This is a genomic window from Mariniflexile fucanivorans, from assembly GCF_004341235.1.
Lineage (GTDB): Bacteria > Bacteroidota > Bacteroidia > Flavobacteriales > Flavobacteriaceae > Mariniflexile > Mariniflexile fucanivorans.
In genome coordinates this window covers 174839-193277 of record NZ_SLUP01000009.1, presented here as the reverse complement: position 1 = coordinate 193277, position 18439 = coordinate 174839, and the positions used below count along the sequence as shown (strand labels likewise).

17 protein-coding genes are annotated in these 18439 nt (G+C 33.3%); 4 read left to right on the top strand and 13 right to left on the bottom strand.

Annotation, left to right across the window (positions count from 1 at the left end):
• Positions 1-39: 39 nt before the first annotated feature.
• Entirely contained in the window at positions 40-996 is a 957-nt protein-coding gene (locus EV196_RS17355) for an NAD-dependent epimerase/dehydratase family protein (RefSeq protein WP_132219043.1), read from the bottom strand.
• Positions 997-1063: 67 nt separating this feature from the next.
• On the opposite strand from EV196_RS17355, the gene EV196_RS17350 reads away from it, so the two are divergent.
• Entirely contained in the window at positions 1064-1669 is a 606-nt protein-coding gene (locus EV196_RS17350) for a hypothetical protein (RefSeq protein ID WP_132219042.1), read from the top strand.
• A gap of 177 nt (positions 1670-1846) precedes the next feature.
• Here the strand turns inward: EV196_RS17350 and EV196_RS17345 are convergent, their stop codons facing one another.
• Positions 1847-2560: a hypothetical protein gene (locus tag EV196_RS17345; protein WP_132219041.1), complete on the bottom strand. Its 714-nt coding sequence runs from the start codon at positions 2558-2560 to the stop codon at positions 1847-1849.
• Positions 2561-2758: 198 nt separating this feature from the next.
• Here EV196_RS17345 and EV196_RS17340 point away from each other — a divergent pair, with 198 nt between their 5' ends.
• Complete coding sequence (locus EV196_RS17340) at positions 2759-3223, top strand: CBS domain-containing protein (RefSeq protein ID WP_132219040.1); 465 nt, start codon at positions 2759-2761, stop codon at positions 3221-3223.
• A gap of 7 nt (positions 3224-3230) precedes the next feature.
• Here EV196_RS17340 and EV196_RS17335 read toward each other — a convergent pair whose 3' ends face one another.
• Positions 3231-3581 carry a hypothetical protein gene (locus EV196_RS17335; RefSeq protein WP_132219039.1) on the bottom strand — a complete coding sequence of 117 codons (351 nt, stop codon included), beginning with the start codon at positions 3579-3581 and terminating at the stop codon, positions 3231-3233.
• A 217-nt stretch (positions 3582-3798) separates the two neighbouring features.
• Here EV196_RS17335 and EV196_RS17330 point away from each other — a divergent pair, with 217 nt between their 5' ends.
• On the top strand, positions 3799-4131 hold the full coding sequence (locus EV196_RS17330; protein ID WP_132219038.1) for a single-stranded DNA-binding protein: 333 nt from the start codon (positions 3799-3801) through the stop codon (positions 4129-4131).
• 53 nt (positions 4132-4184) lie between these two features.
• Here EV196_RS17330 and nadB read toward each other — a convergent pair whose 3' ends face one another.
• From nadB to EV196_RS17315, 3 genes are all read right to left on the bottom strand, one after another.
• Positions 4185-5747, bottom strand: coding sequence for an L-aspartate oxidase (nadB, locus tag EV196_RS17325; protein ID WP_165876191.1), 1563 nt, complete (start codon positions 5745-5747; stop codon positions 4185-4187).
• 3 nt (positions 5748-5750) lie between these two features.
• The gene (nadA, locus tag EV196_RS17320; protein ID WP_132219037.1) at positions 5751-6677 is read right to left on the bottom strand and encodes a quinolinate synthase NadA; all 927 of its coding nucleotides are present in this window, start codon (positions 6675-6677) and stop codon (positions 5751-5753) included.
• A gap of 213 nt (positions 6678-6890) precedes the next feature.
• Entirely contained in the window at positions 6891-8720 is a 1830-nt protein-coding gene (locus EV196_RS17315) for a hypothetical protein (protein WP_132219036.1), read from the bottom strand.
• Positions 8721-9081: 361 nt separating this feature from the next.
• On the opposite strand from EV196_RS17315, the gene EV196_RS17310 reads away from it, so the two are divergent.
• Positions 9082-11670 (top strand): phosphoenolpyruvate carboxylase, encoded by a 2589-nt coding sequence (locus tag EV196_RS17310; protein WP_132219035.1) that lies wholly within the window; start codon positions 9082-9084, stop codon positions 11668-11670.
• Between the two features lie 81 nt (positions 11671-11751).
• On the opposite strand, the gene EV196_RS17305 is transcribed toward EV196_RS17310, so the two are convergent.
• The 7 genes from EV196_RS17305 to EV196_RS17275 all read right to left on the bottom strand — a co-directional run bounded on the left by EV196_RS17305 (position 11752) and on the right by EV196_RS17275 (position 18191).
• Positions 11752-12090: a P-II family nitrogen regulator gene (locus EV196_RS17305; RefSeq protein ID WP_132219034.1), complete on the bottom strand. Its 339-nt coding sequence runs from the start codon at positions 12088-12090 to the stop codon at positions 11752-11754.
• 146 nt (positions 12091-12236) lie between these two features.
• The gene (locus tag EV196_RS17300) at positions 12237-13463 is read right to left on the bottom strand and encodes an ammonium transporter (RefSeq protein WP_132219033.1); all 1227 of its coding nucleotides are present in this window, start codon (positions 13461-13463) and stop codon (positions 12237-12239) included.
• Positions 13464-13495: 32 nt separating this feature from the next.
• Positions 13496-13834 carry a P-II family nitrogen regulator gene (locus EV196_RS17295; RefSeq protein ID WP_132219032.1) on the bottom strand — a complete coding sequence of 113 codons (339 nt, stop codon included), beginning with the start codon at positions 13832-13834 and terminating at the stop codon, positions 13496-13498.
• Between the two features lie 166 nt (positions 13835-14000).
• Positions 14001-15242 carry an ammonium transporter gene (locus tag EV196_RS17290; RefSeq protein ID WP_132219031.1) on the bottom strand — a complete coding sequence of 414 codons (1242 nt, stop codon included), beginning with the start codon at positions 15240-15242 and terminating at the stop codon, positions 14001-14003.
• 33 nt (positions 15243-15275) lie between these two features.
• Complete coding sequence (locus EV196_RS17285) at positions 15276-15614, bottom strand: P-II family nitrogen regulator (protein ID WP_132219030.1); 339 nt, start codon at positions 15612-15614, stop codon at positions 15276-15278.
• Positions 15615-15758: 144 nt separating this feature from the next.
• Positions 15759-17063 carry an ammonium transporter gene (locus tag EV196_RS17280; protein ID WP_207902872.1) on the bottom strand — a complete coding sequence of 435 codons (1305 nt, stop codon included), beginning with the start codon at positions 17061-17063 and terminating at the stop codon, positions 15759-15761.
• 102 nt (positions 17064-17165) lie between these two features.
• Positions 17166-18191 carry an outer membrane beta-barrel protein gene (locus EV196_RS17275; protein WP_132219029.1) on the bottom strand — a complete coding sequence of 342 codons (1026 nt, stop codon included), beginning with the start codon at positions 18189-18191 and terminating at the stop codon, positions 17166-17168.
• Positions 18192-18439 lie beyond the last annotated feature (248 nt).

Genomic DNA, 18439 nt, shown 5'->3' with positions numbered 1-18439 from the left:
ATTTAGGGAAAAATCAAAGATACAATTATTTAGATTTGTTTAATGATGCTTATATTTTTTATTGAGCTGAAAAAGCATTTCTTCAGTAATGTCTTTAAGATTAAATTGATGCTTCCATTTCCAATCTTGTCTGGCATAGGAATCGTTGATGTTTTTTGGCCAACTATTTGCAATGTCCTGTCTATAATCGGGGTTATAGGTAATTGTAAATTCGGGCATTTGTTGTTTTATAGATTCTGCAACTTCTTTAGGTGTAAAACTAATAGCAGCCAAATTGTAAGACGACCTTATTTTTACAGCTTCTTTTTTGGCGGTCATAATATCAACGGTTGCTTTTATGGCATCGTCCATAAACATCATGGGTAATTCGGTATCTTCCTTTAAAAAACAATCGTAAAAACCATCGGTTATGGCTTTATGGTAAATTTCTACAGCATAATCGGTAGTGCCGCCACCAGGTAATGTTTTCCAACTAATAATACCTGGGTAACGTAAACTTCGCACATCTACTCCATATTTATTATGGTAATATTCACACCAGCGCTCGCCAACTTGTTTGGTAATACCATAAACGGTAGAAGGCTCCATAATAGTATATTGTGGCGTGTATTCTTTGGGTGTTGTGCTACCAAATACGGCAATACTTGACGGCCAAAATACTTTTTTTATAAATTTTGCACGGGCTAGATTTAGTATATGAAATAGCGATTCCATATTTAAATCCCAAGCCTTCATAGGATATTTTTCACCGCTGGCACTTAAAATAGCAGCCATTAAATAAACGGTATCAATTTTATATTTTTCAATGCATACTTTAATGCTTGCGTAGTTTTGTGCATCAACAATTTCGAAAATACCCGAATTAACAATATCTAAATTACTGTAACTTATATCGCTTGCTATTACATTTTCGGCACCATATAATTCTCTCAGTTTAATTGTTAACTCAGATCCTATTTGCCCACATGCACCAATTATTAATATTTTAGACTTCATTAAAAGCTGTAATTATAAAGATTTATCAAAAATAATAAGTTTTTATTGATAATATCATATTTTTAAAATGAAATATTACGAATGCGATTGCAAAGTATATGATGGAATAAGAAACGAATCTTATATCTTTGCTTTTTATATGATATCTTTTATTATGAAAATGAAGTTTTTAAGTGTTTTATGTATTTTGATTATTACCATTTCTTGTAAAAAAAATCAAGAGCAAAGTGATGTGGATATTAATATAAGCGCAGACAGTCTAGAGGTTAAACAAAAAGACGTTTCAAAAATTAAATACACCGATTATATTTTAGATAGTAGAGCAGAAAATGCCATTATCCATTGGGAATCCTATAAAAAACTGGAAGACGTTGTTAGTAGTGTAAAAAAAGCCGATTTAAGCTTCTTTTATAAAAACAACAAAGAAGTTAAAGAATTATTGGTGAACTTGAAACAAAATATACCACTTGAGGTAAACAGCCCATCAATTTTATCAAGAATTTCAGCTTTAGAAACCAAACTTTTAAAATTGGAAAGTTTAGCGAATTTATCAACTACCAGTAAAGCAGAACTGCTTGCCAACATACAAGATTTTTTGGTGGCGTTTTCTAATTTAAACTTGCAAATGAATAAGAAAATTGAAAACGATAATATTATTATTGAAAAGCCTTAAAAGATAATGGTTCAATAAAAAAAAAAGAGGCTGTCTGAAAAGTTAAAATTAATCGTCATTACGAACGCAGTGAAGTAATCTGTTTGTTGATTATTAACAACTTACAGATTGCTTCGTTCCTAGCAATGACGGAAAACTACACTTTTCAAACAGCTGTTTTTTTATGTTTAGTTCTAATTATTTTTTTGGCTGCGCTTCTTGAGCTTGCAATACTTGTTTTTGTCTTAATAATTCGGTTTTTGTTAACTGAATTAAATTGAAATTTGGTGATGCTTTTAAAGTGGCATCCAAAATATCTACCGCTTTATCAATATTTGCTTTTGTGTCTTTGTTGTATGTAGATAAAGCACTTAAATACATAAATGCCGATTTTAGCGATACTTCATATGGGTTCTGTGTTTCGTAAAAAGCTTTTTTCATATCGTCTTTTGCATTTGCCAATCCATAAGCAATGTGTTTATCTGCTTCGGTTAACTTTTGTGTTTGTAAACAAAGTTCTGCCAATTCATACGCAATTAACGCATTAGGATTTCTTTTAAACATTTCTTCAAATTGTGCAATGGCCAATTCTGGTTGTTTTACAGCCTTTAATGAAACGGCTTTTACTTCCACGGCAATATCCGAATCATCAACCATACGCTCATATCCAATAGTATTTAAAGCTTGAATATATTTATCTTCACTCATATAAATATAAGCCAACGTATCCATTCTGGCCGGTGAAGGTGATAGCACGTTTAAATGCGTCATAGCATTAATAATGCCTTGTACATCGCCTTGTTGTTTCATTTGCTTATAATAAGCTTCGTAATGTTTCATTAAATCCACATTACTTTGTGCGCTCATAACAAAGCTACTTACCAATAATACCAATACAATTAATCTTTTCATTTGTCAAAAATATTTTAAAGCGATAAAACTATAAAAAATTAGCATTGAAACACTTAAAAGAATACTAATTATTTCTTATTCGTAATTAAAACCTATTTTTATTTAAGCATAAACTAGGTGATTTATGCTGAATGAAATATACATTATTAGGAAAGTTTAAAAATAATAAGTACATTAGGTTTATTAAAAAATTAAAATATGGGAATTAAAAGTTTTTTAGGATCTAGAAAAAATCAGCAAAAAAGCAACGCAGATTTGCCAATTAAGGTTAGTGATTACATGTCTAAAAACCTAATAACATTTAAATCTGAAGACCACATGGATAGCGTTATTGATTCTTTGATAAAGCACAGAATTTCTGGTGGTCCAGTAGTAAATGACAATCACGAATTAATTGGAATTATTTCTGAGGGTGATTGTATCAAGCAAATAAGTGAAAGTAGATACCATAATTTACCCATGGAAAATAATACGGTTGGTAAATGTATGATCACAACTGTAGATACTATTGATGGTAATATGGATATTTTTGATGCTGCCGTCAAGTTTTTAGAATCGAAACACAGGCGTTTTCCTATTGTTGAAAACGGTAAGTTGATAGGGCAAATAAGCCAAAAAGATATTTTAAAAGCTGCCATGAACCTAAAAGGTCATACTTGGTAGGCCGTTTTTAACTTTCTCTTTTTACCAACGCATAATATTCATCTTCTAAAGGCAAATAGCCTTGGTCGTAAACAAAATAATATATAGTGCCTGCCTTAGTCGTGTAAGTACTTGTAAAAAAATTAAAATCGAAACCATGTTGAATAAGTTTTGTTCTCGTGGTTTTTGTTTTTTGTTCAGGGTTTAAGGTTTCTAAAATGCGCCAATTTTTTCTTAGGCGATTATTTATATTTCTAATTAGGTTTTTTGAATCTTTATTTATGGTATTGTTATACGCATTTCGGCAATAATCACTACAAAATTTTTTGTCGCTTCTACCTATTATTTTCTCATTACATTCTAAACAAGTTTTAGCCATAATTGTTTTTTTATAAAGATACATTTTTTTTGTTTTTCAATGTAAAAATACAATCTTATTATTTATAGGTATTTAAAGAGATATAAACGACTACAATTATTTACAAACGAACACAAATGTTTACTAACCGATTATAATTTTTTATCCGTCGCATCTTTGCCATGTCGAAACATAAGAACTCGATAGTATTAACTGTTTAACGATAAAATTTAAAATTATGAACACACTTAGAAACAAAGTACAGTTGATTGGTAACTTAGGAAACGATCCGGAAATCATCAATTTAGAATCTGGTAAAACATTAGCGAAATTTAATATTGCTACTAATGAAAGCTATACCAATACGAAAGGTGAAAAAATCACAGATACACAATGGCATAATGTGGTTGCGTGGGGAAAAACAGCCCAAATAATTGAAAAATATGTAACTAAAGGTAAAGAAGTTGCCATTGAAGGAAAGCTAACATCGCGCAGTTATGATGATAAAGATGGTAATAAGCGCTATATAACCGAAGTGGTTTGCAGTGAATTGCTTATGCTTGGGAAATAATACCTTTTTTTGCCCTTAAAATGGTTGCAAATAGGCTCTTTTTATAAAAGGGCCTATTTATTTTCCACATTATCAATATTATAATAACCGCCTTTATTTTCGGTGCGTTCTAAAGATTGCGTTATGATTAAATGCGATACGTTTACCATATTACGCAACTCGCAAAGTGATGTAGATATTTTAGATTCTTTATAAAGCTCTTCAACTTCGTTATGAATTAATTCTAAATGTTTAATAGCGCGTTTTAAACGTTTATTGCTTCTTACAATACCAACATAATCACGCATTAAAGCTTGCATTTGTTTTAAATTATGCTGTATTAAAATGTGCTCTTTCGGTATGGTGGTGCCTTCATCATTCCAATCTGGTATTTCAACATTAGCAGGCTTATGGTTGTTTTCGCTGTGGTATTTAAAAATATTATGGGCATACACCAAAGCTTCCAATAATGAATTAGAGGCAAGTCTATTGGCACCATGTAATCCAGTGCGTGTACATTCACCACATGAAAACAAATTATCGATACTTGTTTTACCTTTTTTGTTCACTTTTATACCGCCACATAAATAATGAGATGCGGGTACTACAGGTATCCAATCGGTATCTATTTTAATGTGATGTTCCAAACATTTGTTATATATATTCGGGAAATGCTTTTTAAAGGCATCCATATCCAAATGGGTGCAATCTAGATAAACATGAGGTTCGCCTGATTTTTTTAATTCATTATCTATACTTTGCGATACAATATCTCTGGAGGCTAGTTCTGCACGTTCATCATAATCTAACATAAATCGATGGCCCGATTTATTTCTTAAATAAGCTCCAAATCCTCGTACAGCTTCCGATATTAAAAAAGATGATTCTCCCTTAAGATCATATAAGGCGGTAGGATGAAATTGTACAAATTCCATGTCTTTAATTTTTGCCTTGGCTCTGTAAGCCATAGCAATACCATCACCGGTAGCAATTATAGGGTTGGTTGTATGCCCATATACACAACCAATACCACCAGATGCCAAAAGTGTACTATCTGCTTTAATGGTGAAAATTTGGTCTGTTTGTTGGTCGAAAACATACGCACCATAGCAGGTTATTTTTTCTGACTTATCATCAATGATATGATGATTTGTTACTAAATCAATCGCAAAATGATGTGGTAAAATACTAATATTTGGCAGTTGATGTGCACGTTTAAGTAAGGCACGTTCTATTTCATAACCCGTGATGTCTTTATGATGTACAACTCTATATTCTGAATGGCCTCCTTCTTTTCCTAAATCGAACTCACCACTAGCATCCAAATCAAAATTAGCGCCCCAAAGCAGGAGTTCTTGAAGTCGTTTAGGTCCTTCTGTTATAACCATTTTAACCACTTCTTTATCGCATAAACCATCACCAGCAATAAGAGTGTCTTTAATATGTTTTTTAAAAGAATCTTTTTCAGCATCTAAAACAACCGCAACGCCACCTTGTGCATACTTGGTGTTGGATTCGTCTTCACTAGCTTTGGTTACAATAATAACATTTTTGTCAGGAAATTTTTCAGCTATTTTAACCGAGAAGGTTAATCCAGCAATTCCTGAACCAATGACTAAATAATTTGCTTCAATCATTTTTTATTTTGATAATTCTAGCATGCGTTCAATAGGTAATAAAGCACGTTTGCGTATGTGTTCTGGCACTTCTATTTGAGGTGATTCGTTTAATAAACAATCGTATAATTTTTGCAGTGTGTTCATTTTCATAAAATGACATTCACTACAAGCACAGGTATTATCTTCAACTGCTGGAGCTGGAATTAATTCTGTGTTAGGCATTTCCTGCTGCATCTTGTGTAAAATACCTGCTTCAGTTGCTACAATAAATTTTTCTTCAGGATGTGCTTTTACAAAATTTATCATTCCAGAAGTAGAACCAATGTATGTAGCCGTATTTAAAATATGCTCTTCCGATTCCGGATGCGCAATAATTTTATGATCTGGATATTTTTTATGAAGTGCTATTAATTTATCGATAGAAAATGCTTCGTGGACGATACAACTACCATCCCAAAGCAATAAATCCCTACCTGTTTGTTTGCTAACATAATGCCCTAAGTTTTTATCTGGAGCAAAAATAATAGGAGTGTCTTTTGGTACCGATTCTACTATTTTCACAGCGTTTGATGACGTACAAACAATATCGGTTAATGCCTTAATTTCAGCAGAACAATTCACGTAAGTTATTACCACATGGTCTGGATGTGCTTTGGTGAATTTTTCAAAAGCTTCCGGCGGGCAAGAATCGGCTAATGAACAACCTGCTTTTAAATCTGGCAACACTACTTTTTTGGTTGGATTTAAAATTTTAGCAGTTTCTGCCATAAAATGTACACCTGCAAATACAATAATATCAGCATCGGTTTCGGCTGCTTTTTGCGATAATTGTAAACTATCACCAACATAATCGGCAATATCTTGTATTTCTGCAACTTGGTAATAATGCGCTAATATAACCGCATTTTTTTCTTCTTTAAGCCGTTTTATTTCTTTTACTAAATCCATGAATTCTATAAATCTTCAACATTTTACACAAGAAAAGTTTCTTATGCGGTTCAATTGTTTTACAAATATCTTAATTATAATCTTATTGAACTGAGATTAATAGAAAAAATGAACAAGAATTAAACGCGACTTTGTCTTTTTATTAAATTTTTAAATTCTTTTTAATCAAAGGCTTGTTTATTTAATAAAACGAAAAGCAACCTTAATAGAATATTAAACAGCTGTTTGGATTTTTAAATTTTGAGTTGAAATATCTTCAATTTCCAAACCTATTAAGCTTAATGTTTTTTCGCCGTTTTCCAATGCTTTAAGTACTTCTTCTTTAATATCTTGAAAAGGGTTTTTTAATTCGCTAAACAAGGTTTTGTAATAAGAAATGCCTTCTTTTAAATTATTGGTAAAAGTTAATAAGTACTTTTCTTCTTTATTAGTCATGGTAGCTTTTACTTCATCTATTTTATTTCTTAAATAAGTGATGTAAATAGTAAGTTCTTTTACGAATAAATTTGGACGATCGGTTCTTGAAATCATGTTATCCCTACCGTAAATATGGTCGGTCATATTCTTTAAAGTCATTATTTTTGAATAATATGCCATATTTGGACCTGGACAAATTGAAACACCTTCACGTTCCACTTTAGTATCTAAGTTATAAGCCAACAACGCCGAAGTACCTAAACCAACACAAGTACAAGATTTTTCGGTTATTTTATTAAACGCTTTTTGATAGTCTTTCAAAGGTAAACCTGCAGCGTCTAATTCTTTTATTTTTAAATGTTGATATTCTCTTGATGCGGTACAAAGGCCAGATTCTTTAAACTCTTTGTTTAAGGCAACGAATTTTTTAGGACAGGCACTTCCTGGTCTGCCTTTGTTGATTAAGGCTTCTTTTTCTAAATCTTTAGTATTCGATCTTAGGTTATTAAATGGTACGCCTAATGGAGAAATATCGCTTAAATACAAGTCATCTTCTTTGGCAAGCATCAATTTGTTCATGGTATTTTCATCAACCGTTGTTGCTTCTGGCACTAATAAAAAGGGCGTTCCCCAGCCAACAGCATCCAATTGGTATTCATTAAGAAGAAACTCATGTTCATCATAAGTTCCAACACCACCTTGAGCAGAAATTTTTATTTCTAACGGTTTTTTTGAAACGGTACGACCTTGATTTTCCAATTCCTGATTCACCATGGCTTCAATAGAAGCTCGTAATTCTTCTCTTTTTTCTTTAAATTCGGCTAAAACTGGGCCTAGTAAATAACCATCGGTAGCAAACGCATGCCCACCACAATTAAGTCCAGATTCTATACGGTATTCAGATACCCATAAACCTTTTTTTGCCAAAAATTTACCTTGAATCAAAGCCGATCTATAATCACTCACTTTTAAAATGATTTTCTTTTCAAACTCACCAGATTCATTTGGATAAAAATCATCAAACTGGCTCATATAGGCATACAAACGCGGATTCATTCCTGCCGATAATACCATAGAAGATTTCAACTTACTATTGGCAAACCCTCTTAAAGCAGCGTGCGCATCGTTATATTCAACAGGTAATTTTTCGTTTTTAATATAATTGTCTTTGTCAACTTTAGTCATTATGTTAACGTCAATACTCCCTTTTGTTAGGTTTTGTGACGCCCAGTTTTTTAACTCGGCAATATTAAATCCGTTTTCTGTTAGCTTATTAAACTCTTGTTTAATTGCCGAACTTGAAGGAAGCATATTTATGTATGCTTTTAGTTCTTCACCTTTTTCTGAAACACCATTTTTTAAATCTTCAAATTTTTTATCAACCAAATCGCTCATCATATTTAAGTATGAAGTGATGCGTTTTGCTCTAAAATCATCAATTTTATCGGTTATTTCGGTATAAGGAATTTCGAATTTTTCGCTATACATTTTTCTTAATTTCTCAAGTAAGATGTCGTCTACCAAAGAAATTACAGAATCAATACCATATTGTGCCACCTTTAATGGCGAATCTATTGTAAATCCAATACCCATAACTGGGATGTGGAATGAATGTGCTTTTTTCATGTGTTTTTATTTTAGAACAAACGTATATACTGGTTTTTAATATCCTACAACATTAATACGCTTATTTTTGTTGTTATTTTAAACAGATTAAAAGTGGCAAATGTATAGATTGATAACAGTTGAAAATATGACATTTGTCATACTTCAAGCGGTCCACAAGCCGAAAAGAAGTGATTTTAAACTGGTTGCAAATATTTAGCTACAACTTATTATTGTTAAGATTGTTGTTAAGTTGTGAATTTATTTAATTATTCTCAATTTGTATTTGATAAACTAAAAAATTCCATAAAATTTCAGCAAGACACCTTTCTTTAATTAAACCTTCCTTACATTTATGCTTAATTTTCAATAGAACTACCATATGTCTGTAGAACCAAAATTAACACGATTTAAACAAAATGTACTGGCAAAATACCAAATATACAATAGTATATTTATGACGTTGCCTTTTGATTCCATTACAAAAACAGGGGTACTTTTACCGTTGTTTCATGAAACTTGTAAAAAGGGGTTTGCAAACGGCGATGACCCAACAACCATAGTCGATCTTTTTTTTAAAAAATACCAAGCAAGACGCGACGCACAAAGTCAAATTAATTTACTTTTCAGGTTTATTCAATATATAGAACGCCAAGTGGTTTTATTTGATGCTGTTGAAGATGCCGCTTTCCCTATTGTTAACAATATGGAGGGGATAGGTACCTTAAGAAACCTTAAAGAATCGGCTGTTTCAAATAACAGTCTTGAGGAATTGCAAAGTTATCTCGAAGAGTTTAAGGTTCGTATCGTTTTAACGGCGCACCCTACCCAATTTTATCCTGGATCTGTTTTAGGAATTATTACCGATTTAACACAAGCTATAAAAGACAACAACCTTTCAAACATCCACAATTTATTTGGGCAATTAGGAAAAACACCTTTTATTAAACACGAAAAACCAACGCCTTATGATGAGGCAAAAAGTTTAATCTGGTATTTAGAAAACGTATTTTATGAGTCTTTTGGAGAAATTTATAATTACATCCAACAAAATATTTATGACGATTCTAAGAAGCATAACGAAATTATTAATATTGGGTTTTGGCCAGGTGGTGACCGCGATGGAAATCCATTTGTAAAACCAGACACTACCATTCGTGTAGCAAAAAAACTTAGACAAGCTGCTTTAAAAAAATATTATGGCGATTTAAAAAACTTAAGACGTAAACTTACCTTTAGAGGTGTTGAAGAGCGTATAGTTCGTTTAGAAACTATTTTGTACAAAAACAGCATCAATTTAGATTACTCGAAAGCTATTTCTGCAAAAGAACTTCTTACTGAATTATTAAGCATTAGAAATTTAATTGTTAAAGATTTCCAATCACTTTATGTTAATGAAATAAATAGTTTAATAAATAGAATTCATTTATTTGGCTATCATTTTGCAACTTTAGATATAAGACAAGATAGCCGAATTCACCATTCAGTTTTCACAACGGTTATAGACCATATTATTAGTACAGGAAACCCATCGTTCCCGAAAAACTATCACGATTTAACCGAAGCGGAACAAATTAAAATCCTTTCGGAAGTTAAAAATGTGTCTGTAGATGTAAATGTTTTTGAAGATGAAATGGTTTCCAACACTTTAAAAACTATTGAAGCTATAAAAACCATACAAGAAACTAACGGCGAGCGTGCTGCTAATAGATATATTATTAGTAACAACCAAACAGCTTTAAACATGATGCAACTTTTCGCCATGCTTAAAATTGTAGCTTTTAAAGATAGTTTACCTGTTGATGTGGTGCCACTTTTTGAAACTATTCCCGATTTAGAAAATGCACCAGCAGTTATGGAGCAGCTTTATAAAAACCCAGCTTATATGGAGCATTTAAAAAGCCGTGGAAACAAACAAACCATTATGCTAGGTTTCTCTGACGGAACTAAAGATGGTGGTTACTTAATGGCAAACTGGGGTATTTATACCGCTAAAGAAATGCTTACTGAAATGTCTAGAAAATATGGTATTACTGCTATATTTTTTGATGGACGTGGTGGACCACCAGCACGTGGAGGTGGAAAGACACATCAATTTTACGCTTCTTTAGGCCCAAATATTGAAGATAAAGAAGTTCAACTTACTATTCAAGGACAAACGATTAGTTCAAACTTCGGAACTTTAGATTCATCGCAATACAACTTAGAACAATTAATAAGTTCTGGTATGTTTAACCGATTGGGAAGTAATAAACACGACATGTCTGATGATGATAGAGTGGTTATGAACGAATTGGCTACAACCAGTTACCAAGCCTATAAAGATTTTAAAAATCATGCTATGTTCATCCCCTATTTAGAACGCATGAGTACTTTAAAATACTATGCGAAAACTAATATTGGAAGCAGACCGTCAAAAAGAGGTAGTTCAGATAAATTAGTGTTTTCAGATTTAAGAGCCATTCCTTTTGTAGGTTCTTGGAGCCAGTTAAAACAAAATGTACCCGGATTTTTTGGTGTAGGTGCTGCCCTAAAAAAATATGAAGATAGCGGTGAGTTTTATAAAGTAGAACAACTATACAAGAATTCTAAATTCTTTAAGACGTTGTTAGAAAACAGTATGATGGCATTGTCTAAATCCTTTTTCGATTTAACAAAATACATGGCTAAAGATGCCGAGTTTGGCGATTTTTGGACTATTATTTACAATGAATATGTTACAACAAAAACCCTTTTATTAAAACTTACAGGCTACCAAGAATTGATGGAAAATGAACCTTCCGGAAAAGCTTCGATTGAAGTGAGAGAATCTATAGTGTTGCCGTTGCTAACGATACAGCAATACGCCCTTAAAAAGATTCAAGAACTTGAAAAAGACCCTGTTAACAACGAAGAAAAAATAAAGATATTTGAAAAAATAGTAACACGTTCTTTATTTGGAAATATTAACGCCAGTAGAAACTCGGCGTAAGTTTAAAATAGAATTTTTATAAAAAAAAGGCTGTCGTGATTTTTTTCAGACAGCCTTTTTTATGTTTAATTTGAAAGCTAGTTACCTTAAAGTGTTACCGCCTTTTTCTCCAGTTCGTATTCTGTAAGTTTCGTTTATATCTGACACCGTGATTTTTCCATCGCCAACCTCGCCAGTTGCAGCCGATTTTAAAATAGCCTGAATAGTTATTTCTTCAAAATCATCGTTCACGATAATAGATAATTGCCTACGTTGAATATCGCTAGTACTATACGAAATACCTCTGTAAACATGTCCTTGTTTTTCATTTCCAATACCGGTTACATCCCAATAAGTGAAAAAATTTACACCTATTTCATGTAAAGCATCTTTTACTGCACTGTATTTAGATTTTCTAATGATGGCTTCAATTTTCTTCATAATAACTCCATTTAATAGTTTTTATCAAAATTAAATAAAATATTGTCAGTATTTCAAGACTTGTTCAATTTTATAATACAAAAAAAGAGATGCTTTACATGGTAGTAAAACATCTCTTTTTCAATGTTATATAATTAGTTTATATGTTAATGCTCATTCAACCTGAAATCAGGATAAGCATCCATACCATGTTCATGTGCATCTAATCCTTCTAATTCTTCTTTTTCAGGAACACGTATTCCCATTGTTTTCTTAAGCGTAAATATGATAATAAATGATGTCGCTAAACAGAAAACAGCATAACAAGCAACACCTATTAATTGGGTTAAGAAACTATGTTCTGGATTTGTAGAAAATATACCTACGGCTAAAGTCCCCCAAATACCACATACCAAGTGAACTGCAATAGCTCCAACTGGGTCGTCTAATTTTAATTTGTTATCAATAAAACTTACCGCTAATACAATTAAAGTACCCGCCACTGCACCAATAATAATGGCACTTGTTGGACTAACAACATCGGCCCCTGCGGTAATACCAACTAAACCACCTAATATACCATTTAAGAACATGGTTAAATCTAAGTTTTTATACATAACTGTTGAAACTAACATAGCTACTACACCACCAGCTGCGGCGGCTAAACAAGTTGTTACAAGTGTTAAAGATGTTAATCCTGGATCTGCTGAAAGTACAGAACCTCCATTAAAACCGAACCATCCTAACCAAAGGATTAATACGCCGGCTGTTGCCAAAGGAATGTTATGTCCAGGAATAGCTTGTGCTTTTCCGTTTTTAAATTTACCTATACGTGGGCCTAATAAACAAACAGCTACAACGGCTGCCCAACCACCTACAGAATGTACTAGTGTAGAACCTGCAAAGTCATAAAAACCCATTTGGTCTAAAAATCCACCACCCCATTTCCAAGATCCAGCGATTGGATAAACCAACCCTACATATAATACTGTAAAAATCATGAATGGTACAATTTTAACACGCTCTGCAACTGCTCCAGAAACAATAGTGGCAGCAGTAGCTGCGAACATACCCTGGAATAAGAAATCTGTCCAGTACGTGTAGCCTTGATTATAAGTTAAATCTAAAGCACCTTCAGCAGTTAATGGTGAATCTAAACCAAATCCTGCAAATCCTAAAAAGCCGTTAAATTCCCCTGGATACATTAAATTAAAGCCTACGAAGCAGTAAAGAAGCAACCCAATGGTAATGATAAAAATATTTTTAAATAATATGTTTATCGTATTTTTTTGTCTTGTTAACCCTATTTCTAGAAGTGAAAATCCAAGGTGCATAAAAAACACTAGTGCCGTACAGATCATCATCCATACATTATTTGTAGTAAGTAATTCCATAATTTTATTTTATTGTTTTGTTTAGATGGTTATTATTTTAAAGTATCTCCGCCTTTTTCTCCGGTTCTTATTCTATAGCACTCATTTATATCAGATACAAAAATTTTACCATCGCCTACTTCACCAGTACCGGCAGACTTAAGAATGGCTTGTACCGTTACTTCTTCAAAATCATCATTTACAACAATTGCTATATGTCTGCGTTGAATATCACTTGTACTATAAGAAACACCTCTATATACATGTCCTTCTTTCTCGTTTCCAATACCAGTTACATCCCAGTAAGAGAAAAAGTTCACTCCAACTTCATGTAAAGCCTCTTTAACGACACGATATTTAGATTTTCTAATAATTGCTTCAATTTTCTTCATTTGTAATAAAAATTTTAAAATTCAAAAAACCAAAAATATAAAATTTATTCAAAGTCGGCAAAATACTAGGGGTGTACGTTATGAAAAATAACAAAATAACAAAAGTACCCCCAAAATATTAGGGATACTTTTAAAAAAAACATTTTATTTATAAAATATGATATTGTTAATGTTCGTTTAATCTGAAATCTGGATACGCTTCCATACCATGTTCGTGGATATCAAGACCTTCTACTTCTTCTTTTTCAGAAACTCTTAAGCCCATAGTTTTCTTAAGAATGAATAAAACGACGAATGAAGTAGCTATAGCCCAAGCTCCTATTCCAAAAACACCAGCTGCTTGCGCGCCTAATTGCCCAAATCCACCTCCGTAGAATAATCCACCATCAGTTGCAAATAAACCAACACATAATGTACCAACAGCACCACAAACTCCGTGAACCGAAACCGCGCCTACAGGGTCATCCACTTTTAATTTTTTGTCTATAAATTCAATAGAAAGCACAACCAATATTCCACAAATAATACCTATTGCCATGGCTCCAAAATTATCTACAACGGCACAACCAGCGGTTACACCTACCAATCCTGCAAGCACCCCATTTAATGTCATGGATGCATCTGGTTTCCCATATTTTATCCATGTAAAAAACATAGCGGCAAGTCCGCCTGCTGCTGCTGCTAAATTGGTTGTAATGATAACATTTGATACTGCGGTTACATTTTCGCCAGAAATCGCTAACTGAGAACCACCATTAAATCCATACCAACCTAACCACAGGATAAACACACCTAATGCGCCCAGTAATATACTGTGTCCTGGTATGGCATTAGATTTTCCATTGGTGTATTTTCCAATTCTAGGGCCTACCATAATAGCTGCCACCAAGGCTGCCCAACCACCTACGGAATGCACGACGCTCGAACCTGCAAAATCAATAAACCCTAAATCGGTTAACCAACCATCACCTTGCCATACCCAATGTCCTGAGACTGGATATATAAGTACGGTCATAGTCAATGAAAACACTAAATATGTTGTGAATTTGGTTCTTTCTGCAATGGCGCCAGATACTATTGTTGCAGCAGTTGCACAGAAAACGGTTTGAAAAAACAAATTATGCATTTCCCCTGCTTCGTTATAAAATAATGAAGGGGTTCCTATAAAACTACTTATATCATCACCGTACATAAGTGCATACCCTATTAACCAAAACCCAACCGACCCGATGCAGAAGTCCATTAAATTTTTCATGATGATGTTTATAGTATTCTTGGATCTGGTAAATCCAGTTTCTACTAGTGTGAAGCCTGCTTGCATAAAGAAAACCAATGCGCCTGCAATTAGTATCCACATAATGTCAAGTACTCCATTAATTTCGGCTATATTTTTTACTATATCTTCCATAATTAAATTATTTAAATTGATTATTGCAATGGGTTATCTTAAGGTTTCTCCACCTTTTTCCCCAGTTCTAATTCTGTAACATTCTGTAATATCTGATACTGTAATTTTACCATCACCAACTTCACCTGTTGCTGCAGACTTAAGGATGGCTTTTATGGTTATTTCTTCAAAATCATCATTAACAACAATAGCCAAGTGCCTACGCTGAATATCACTGGTGCTATAAGAAACGCCACGGTAAACATGCCCTTCTTTTTCGTTTCCTATACCAGTAACATCCCAGTAAGAGAAAAAATTTACCCCAACTTCATGCAATGCCTCTTTCACCACACGAAACTTGGATTTTCTAATAATCGCTTCGATTTTTTTCATAATAAGTATATATTTATTTAATAGTTATATTCAAATTCAATAACTCTTTAAAAAGCTTTTTTTAAATAATTTTAGTTTTATGAACCCAAAAAAGCCTTATTAAAATTAATAAGGCTTTTTTCGATTTTTATTTAAAATTATGAGCTAGTCTATTTCTCTTTGTCTTTTACCATGATAAGCTAAGGAACCATGCTCAGATATATCAAGACCTGCAATTTCTTCAGCTTCAGACACTCTTAGTCCTATTGCTTTTTTCAAAATAAGCAAGAAAATATATGACAATCCTATGGACCATACTGCATAAGCCAAAACACCTATAGCTTGAGCACCTAATTGAGCGGCACCACCACCATTAAATAAGCCTATACCAGTATCGCCATCTACACCCCAAAGCCCTATAACTAAAGTTCCCCAAGCACCGGCAACACCATGTACAGATATAGCACCTACAGCATCATCAATTTTCAAAGTTCTTTCAACAAAACCAATAGAGAAAACAACGAGCAATCCTCCAATTAATCCAGCTAGTATTGCACCACCTTCGGTCATGTTTCCGCAACCAGCAGTAATACTTACAAGACCAGCTAGCGCACCGTTTAACGTCATTGCTAAATTTGGTTTTCCATTTTTGAACCAAGTGAACAGTAAGGCAGCAATAGCACCAGCAGAAGCCGCCAAATTGGTTACAAGCACTACTTGTGAAGCAGCAGTAGCATCATCGCCACCCCAAGCTAATTGAGAACCACCGTTAAAACCGAACCATCCCAACCAAAGGATGAATACACCTAAAGTTGCATACATTTGATTGTGACCGTGCATTTCAACTGGTTTTCCGTTTAAGAATTTACCAATTCTAGGACCAACCATCCAAGCAGCAACTAAAGCTGCCCATCCACCAACAGAGTGCACAATGGATGATCCAGCAAAATCAATAAATTCAGCAGGCATAATACCATCAGTATTATTTAACCAACCACCATTCCATTCCCATCCACCAGCAATTGGGTAGATAAGAGCCGTCATGATGATACTAAAAATAGCATATGTTGTATATTTAGTTCTTCCTGCAATAGCTCCAGATACTATAGTAGCGGCAGTAGCGGCAAATACAGTTTGGAAAAATAAATCGGCTGCACCTTGAGAGAAGGTAAAACCTCCCCAATGGAAGAAACCTCCTGAAGCATCTGCTCCATACATTAAAGAATACCCAACAAACCAGAAGGCTAATGAGCCCACTGCAATGTCTAGGAAATTTTTCATGGCGATGTTAACAGCGTTTTTTGAATCGGTCATTCCAGATTCAACTAAGAAAAATCCTGCTTGCATAAAGAATACTAAAATACCGGATATAAGCATCCATAGCATTCCCATATCACCTTTAACAGATTCGGCTAGTACTTCAACAGCTGTGGCATCTTGAATTATTAGGGGCATGTTAAATATTGACATAGTAAAAAGTTTTTAAGGGTTAGTTAGAGAGAATAAAGCAAAACAATTTTATTTTGAATTGCTTTATTTTCCATGTTTGTTTGTTGTGTATTTATTCCATTATTAGAAAGTAAGAATTGCAGCTAAAGTAAATGCAGCTAAGCTATCTGTAGGAAGTCCATCATTATCTATTACATTACTACCATCTGGATAAAAAATACCTCCATCGGCATTCGATAAAGCATCTAATCTGATCTCTGGCTTAATTATTAAGTTATCTATAGTATAACTTCCAGTTAAAGTTGTAGCGAAAACACTTGGGTAATCATCTCCATCTCCATGAAGAGAGAAATACTCACCTCTTAATCCAATACTGAAAGCATCAGAGGTCGCTAGCTGTGGATATAAAGCCGCACCGTAAAAACCTTGACCATCATTATCATTATAAGCAGCATTAATACCTAAGAAGAAGCTATCAGTCATATCAAACCCCCCTGTATAGTCGATTTCAAACCCTAAACCATCGTTATTACCACTATCATAATAAAGATTTAAAAACTGTCCTTTATAACCTAATTGAGCTCCTAAAGCATATTCTCCACTTGAAGATGTGTCATTAGTGTCCCACGGGTTAGTTATTGCTAACATTAAGCTAAAATCTTCAGATAAAGCAAAATCAGCTTTTAAACCAACATGAGAGAAAGGTCCGCTTGAAAATAAATAAGAAGTACTATAGTTAAAATTTGCTGCAGGAGAAATAACCTCATATCCTAAGAACGTGTTAAATCTACCAAAAGTTAATTTTGTTCCTTCTGAAACATTCCAGTAAACATAAGCCTGATTAACAATACCATTAACTATATCAGAGTTAAAAGTAGCACCAGCTCCTCTTGCTCCAGTTACTAAATCAAGTACAGCACCTACATTTTCTCCTTCATAACTAGCTATAATGTTTCCCATACCTACAGAAAAACCTGATTGTCCTGCAAAAGCAGTTCCGAATGAAGGGGCTTGATCATCAGGAGCGGTTAAATAAGTTTGATAATAAGCGTCAACTGACCCACTAATGGTGAATTTTTTCGAATCCTCTTCTTGTGCAAATACTACAGCAGCCATAAAAAGCATTGAAAGGGTTATTAATTTTTTCATAATGTTTAAATTTTAAGTTATTAATTTTTTATTGGTTAATGTTCCTTAAGAATGGCTCAAAACTATATTAAAAAAACATAACCCCATCAAAAAATAGGGGTATTTGATATATTTTTGTGAATATTTCAATTTTAACCCTATTTTTTATAGGGTGTCTTGTGTTTTTTTTAAATTTTTGGTTTTTTGGTAAACTGTTCAATTGAAGTATTGTCAGTATTTTCTAATTTTTAATAGCTTTATTAACATAA

Bases quoted from the DNA above. Each gene is read 5' to 3' on its own strand.
- EV196_RS17355 (WP_132219043.1), bottom strand. From the start codon at position 996: ATGAAGTCTAAAATATTAATAATTGGTGCATGTGGGCAAATAGGATCT.
- EV196_RS17350 (WP_132219042.1), top strand. From the start codon at position 1,064: ATGAAATATTACGAATGCGATTGCAAAGTATATGATGGAATAAGAAAC.
- EV196_RS17345 (WP_132219041.1), bottom strand. From the start codon at position 2,560: ATGAAAAGATTAATTGTATTGGTATTATTGGTAAGTAGCTTTGTTATG.
- EV196_RS17340 (WP_132219040.1), top strand. From the start codon at position 2,759: ATGGGAATTAAAAGTTTTTTAGGATCTAGAAAAAATCAGCAAAAAAGC.
- EV196_RS17335 (WP_132219039.1), bottom strand. From the start codon at position 3,581: ATGGCTAAAACTTGTTTAGAATGTAATGAGAAAATAATAGGTAGAAGC.
- EV196_RS17330 (WP_132219038.1), top strand. From the start codon at position 3,799: ATGAACACACTTAGAAACAAAGTACAGTTGATTGGTAACTTAGGAAAC.
- nadB (WP_165876191.1), bottom strand. From the start codon at position 5,747: ATGATTGAAGCAAATTATTTAGTCATTGGTTCAGGAATTGCTGGATTA.
- nadA (WP_132219037.1), bottom strand. From the start codon at position 6,677: ATGGATTTAGTAAAAGAAATAAAACGGCTTAAAGAAGAAAAAAATGCG.
- EV196_RS17315 (WP_132219036.1), bottom strand. From the start codon at position 8,720: ATGAAAAAAGCACATTCATTCCACATCCCAGTTATGGGTATTGGATTT.
- EV196_RS17310 (WP_132219035.1), top strand. From the start codon at position 9,082: ATGTCTGTAGAACCAAAATTAACACGATTTAAACAAAATGTACTGGCA.
- EV196_RS17305 (WP_132219034.1), bottom strand. From the start codon at position 12,090: ATGAAGAAAATTGAAGCCATCATTAGAAAATCTAAATACAGTGCAGTA.
- EV196_RS17300 (WP_132219033.1), bottom strand. From the start codon at position 13,463: ATGGAATTACTTACTACAAATAATGTATGGATGATGATCTGTACGGCA.
- EV196_RS17295 (WP_132219032.1), bottom strand. From the start codon at position 13,834: ATGAAGAAAATTGAAGCAATTATTAGAAAATCTAAATATCGTGTCGTT.
- EV196_RS17290 (WP_132219031.1), bottom strand. From the start codon at position 15,242: ATGGAAGATATAGTAAAAAATATAGCCGAAATTAATGGAGTACTTGAC.
- EV196_RS17285 (WP_132219030.1), bottom strand. From the start codon at position 15,614: ATGAAAAAAATCGAAGCGATTATTAGAAAATCCAAGTTTCGTGTGGTG.
- EV196_RS17280 (WP_207902872.1), bottom strand. From the start codon at position 17,063: ATGTCAATATTTAACATGCCCCTAATAATTCAAGATGCCACAGCTGTT.
- EV196_RS17275 (WP_132219029.1), bottom strand. From the start codon at position 18,191: ATGAAAAAATTAATAACCCTTTCAATGCTTTTTATGGCTGCTGTAGTA.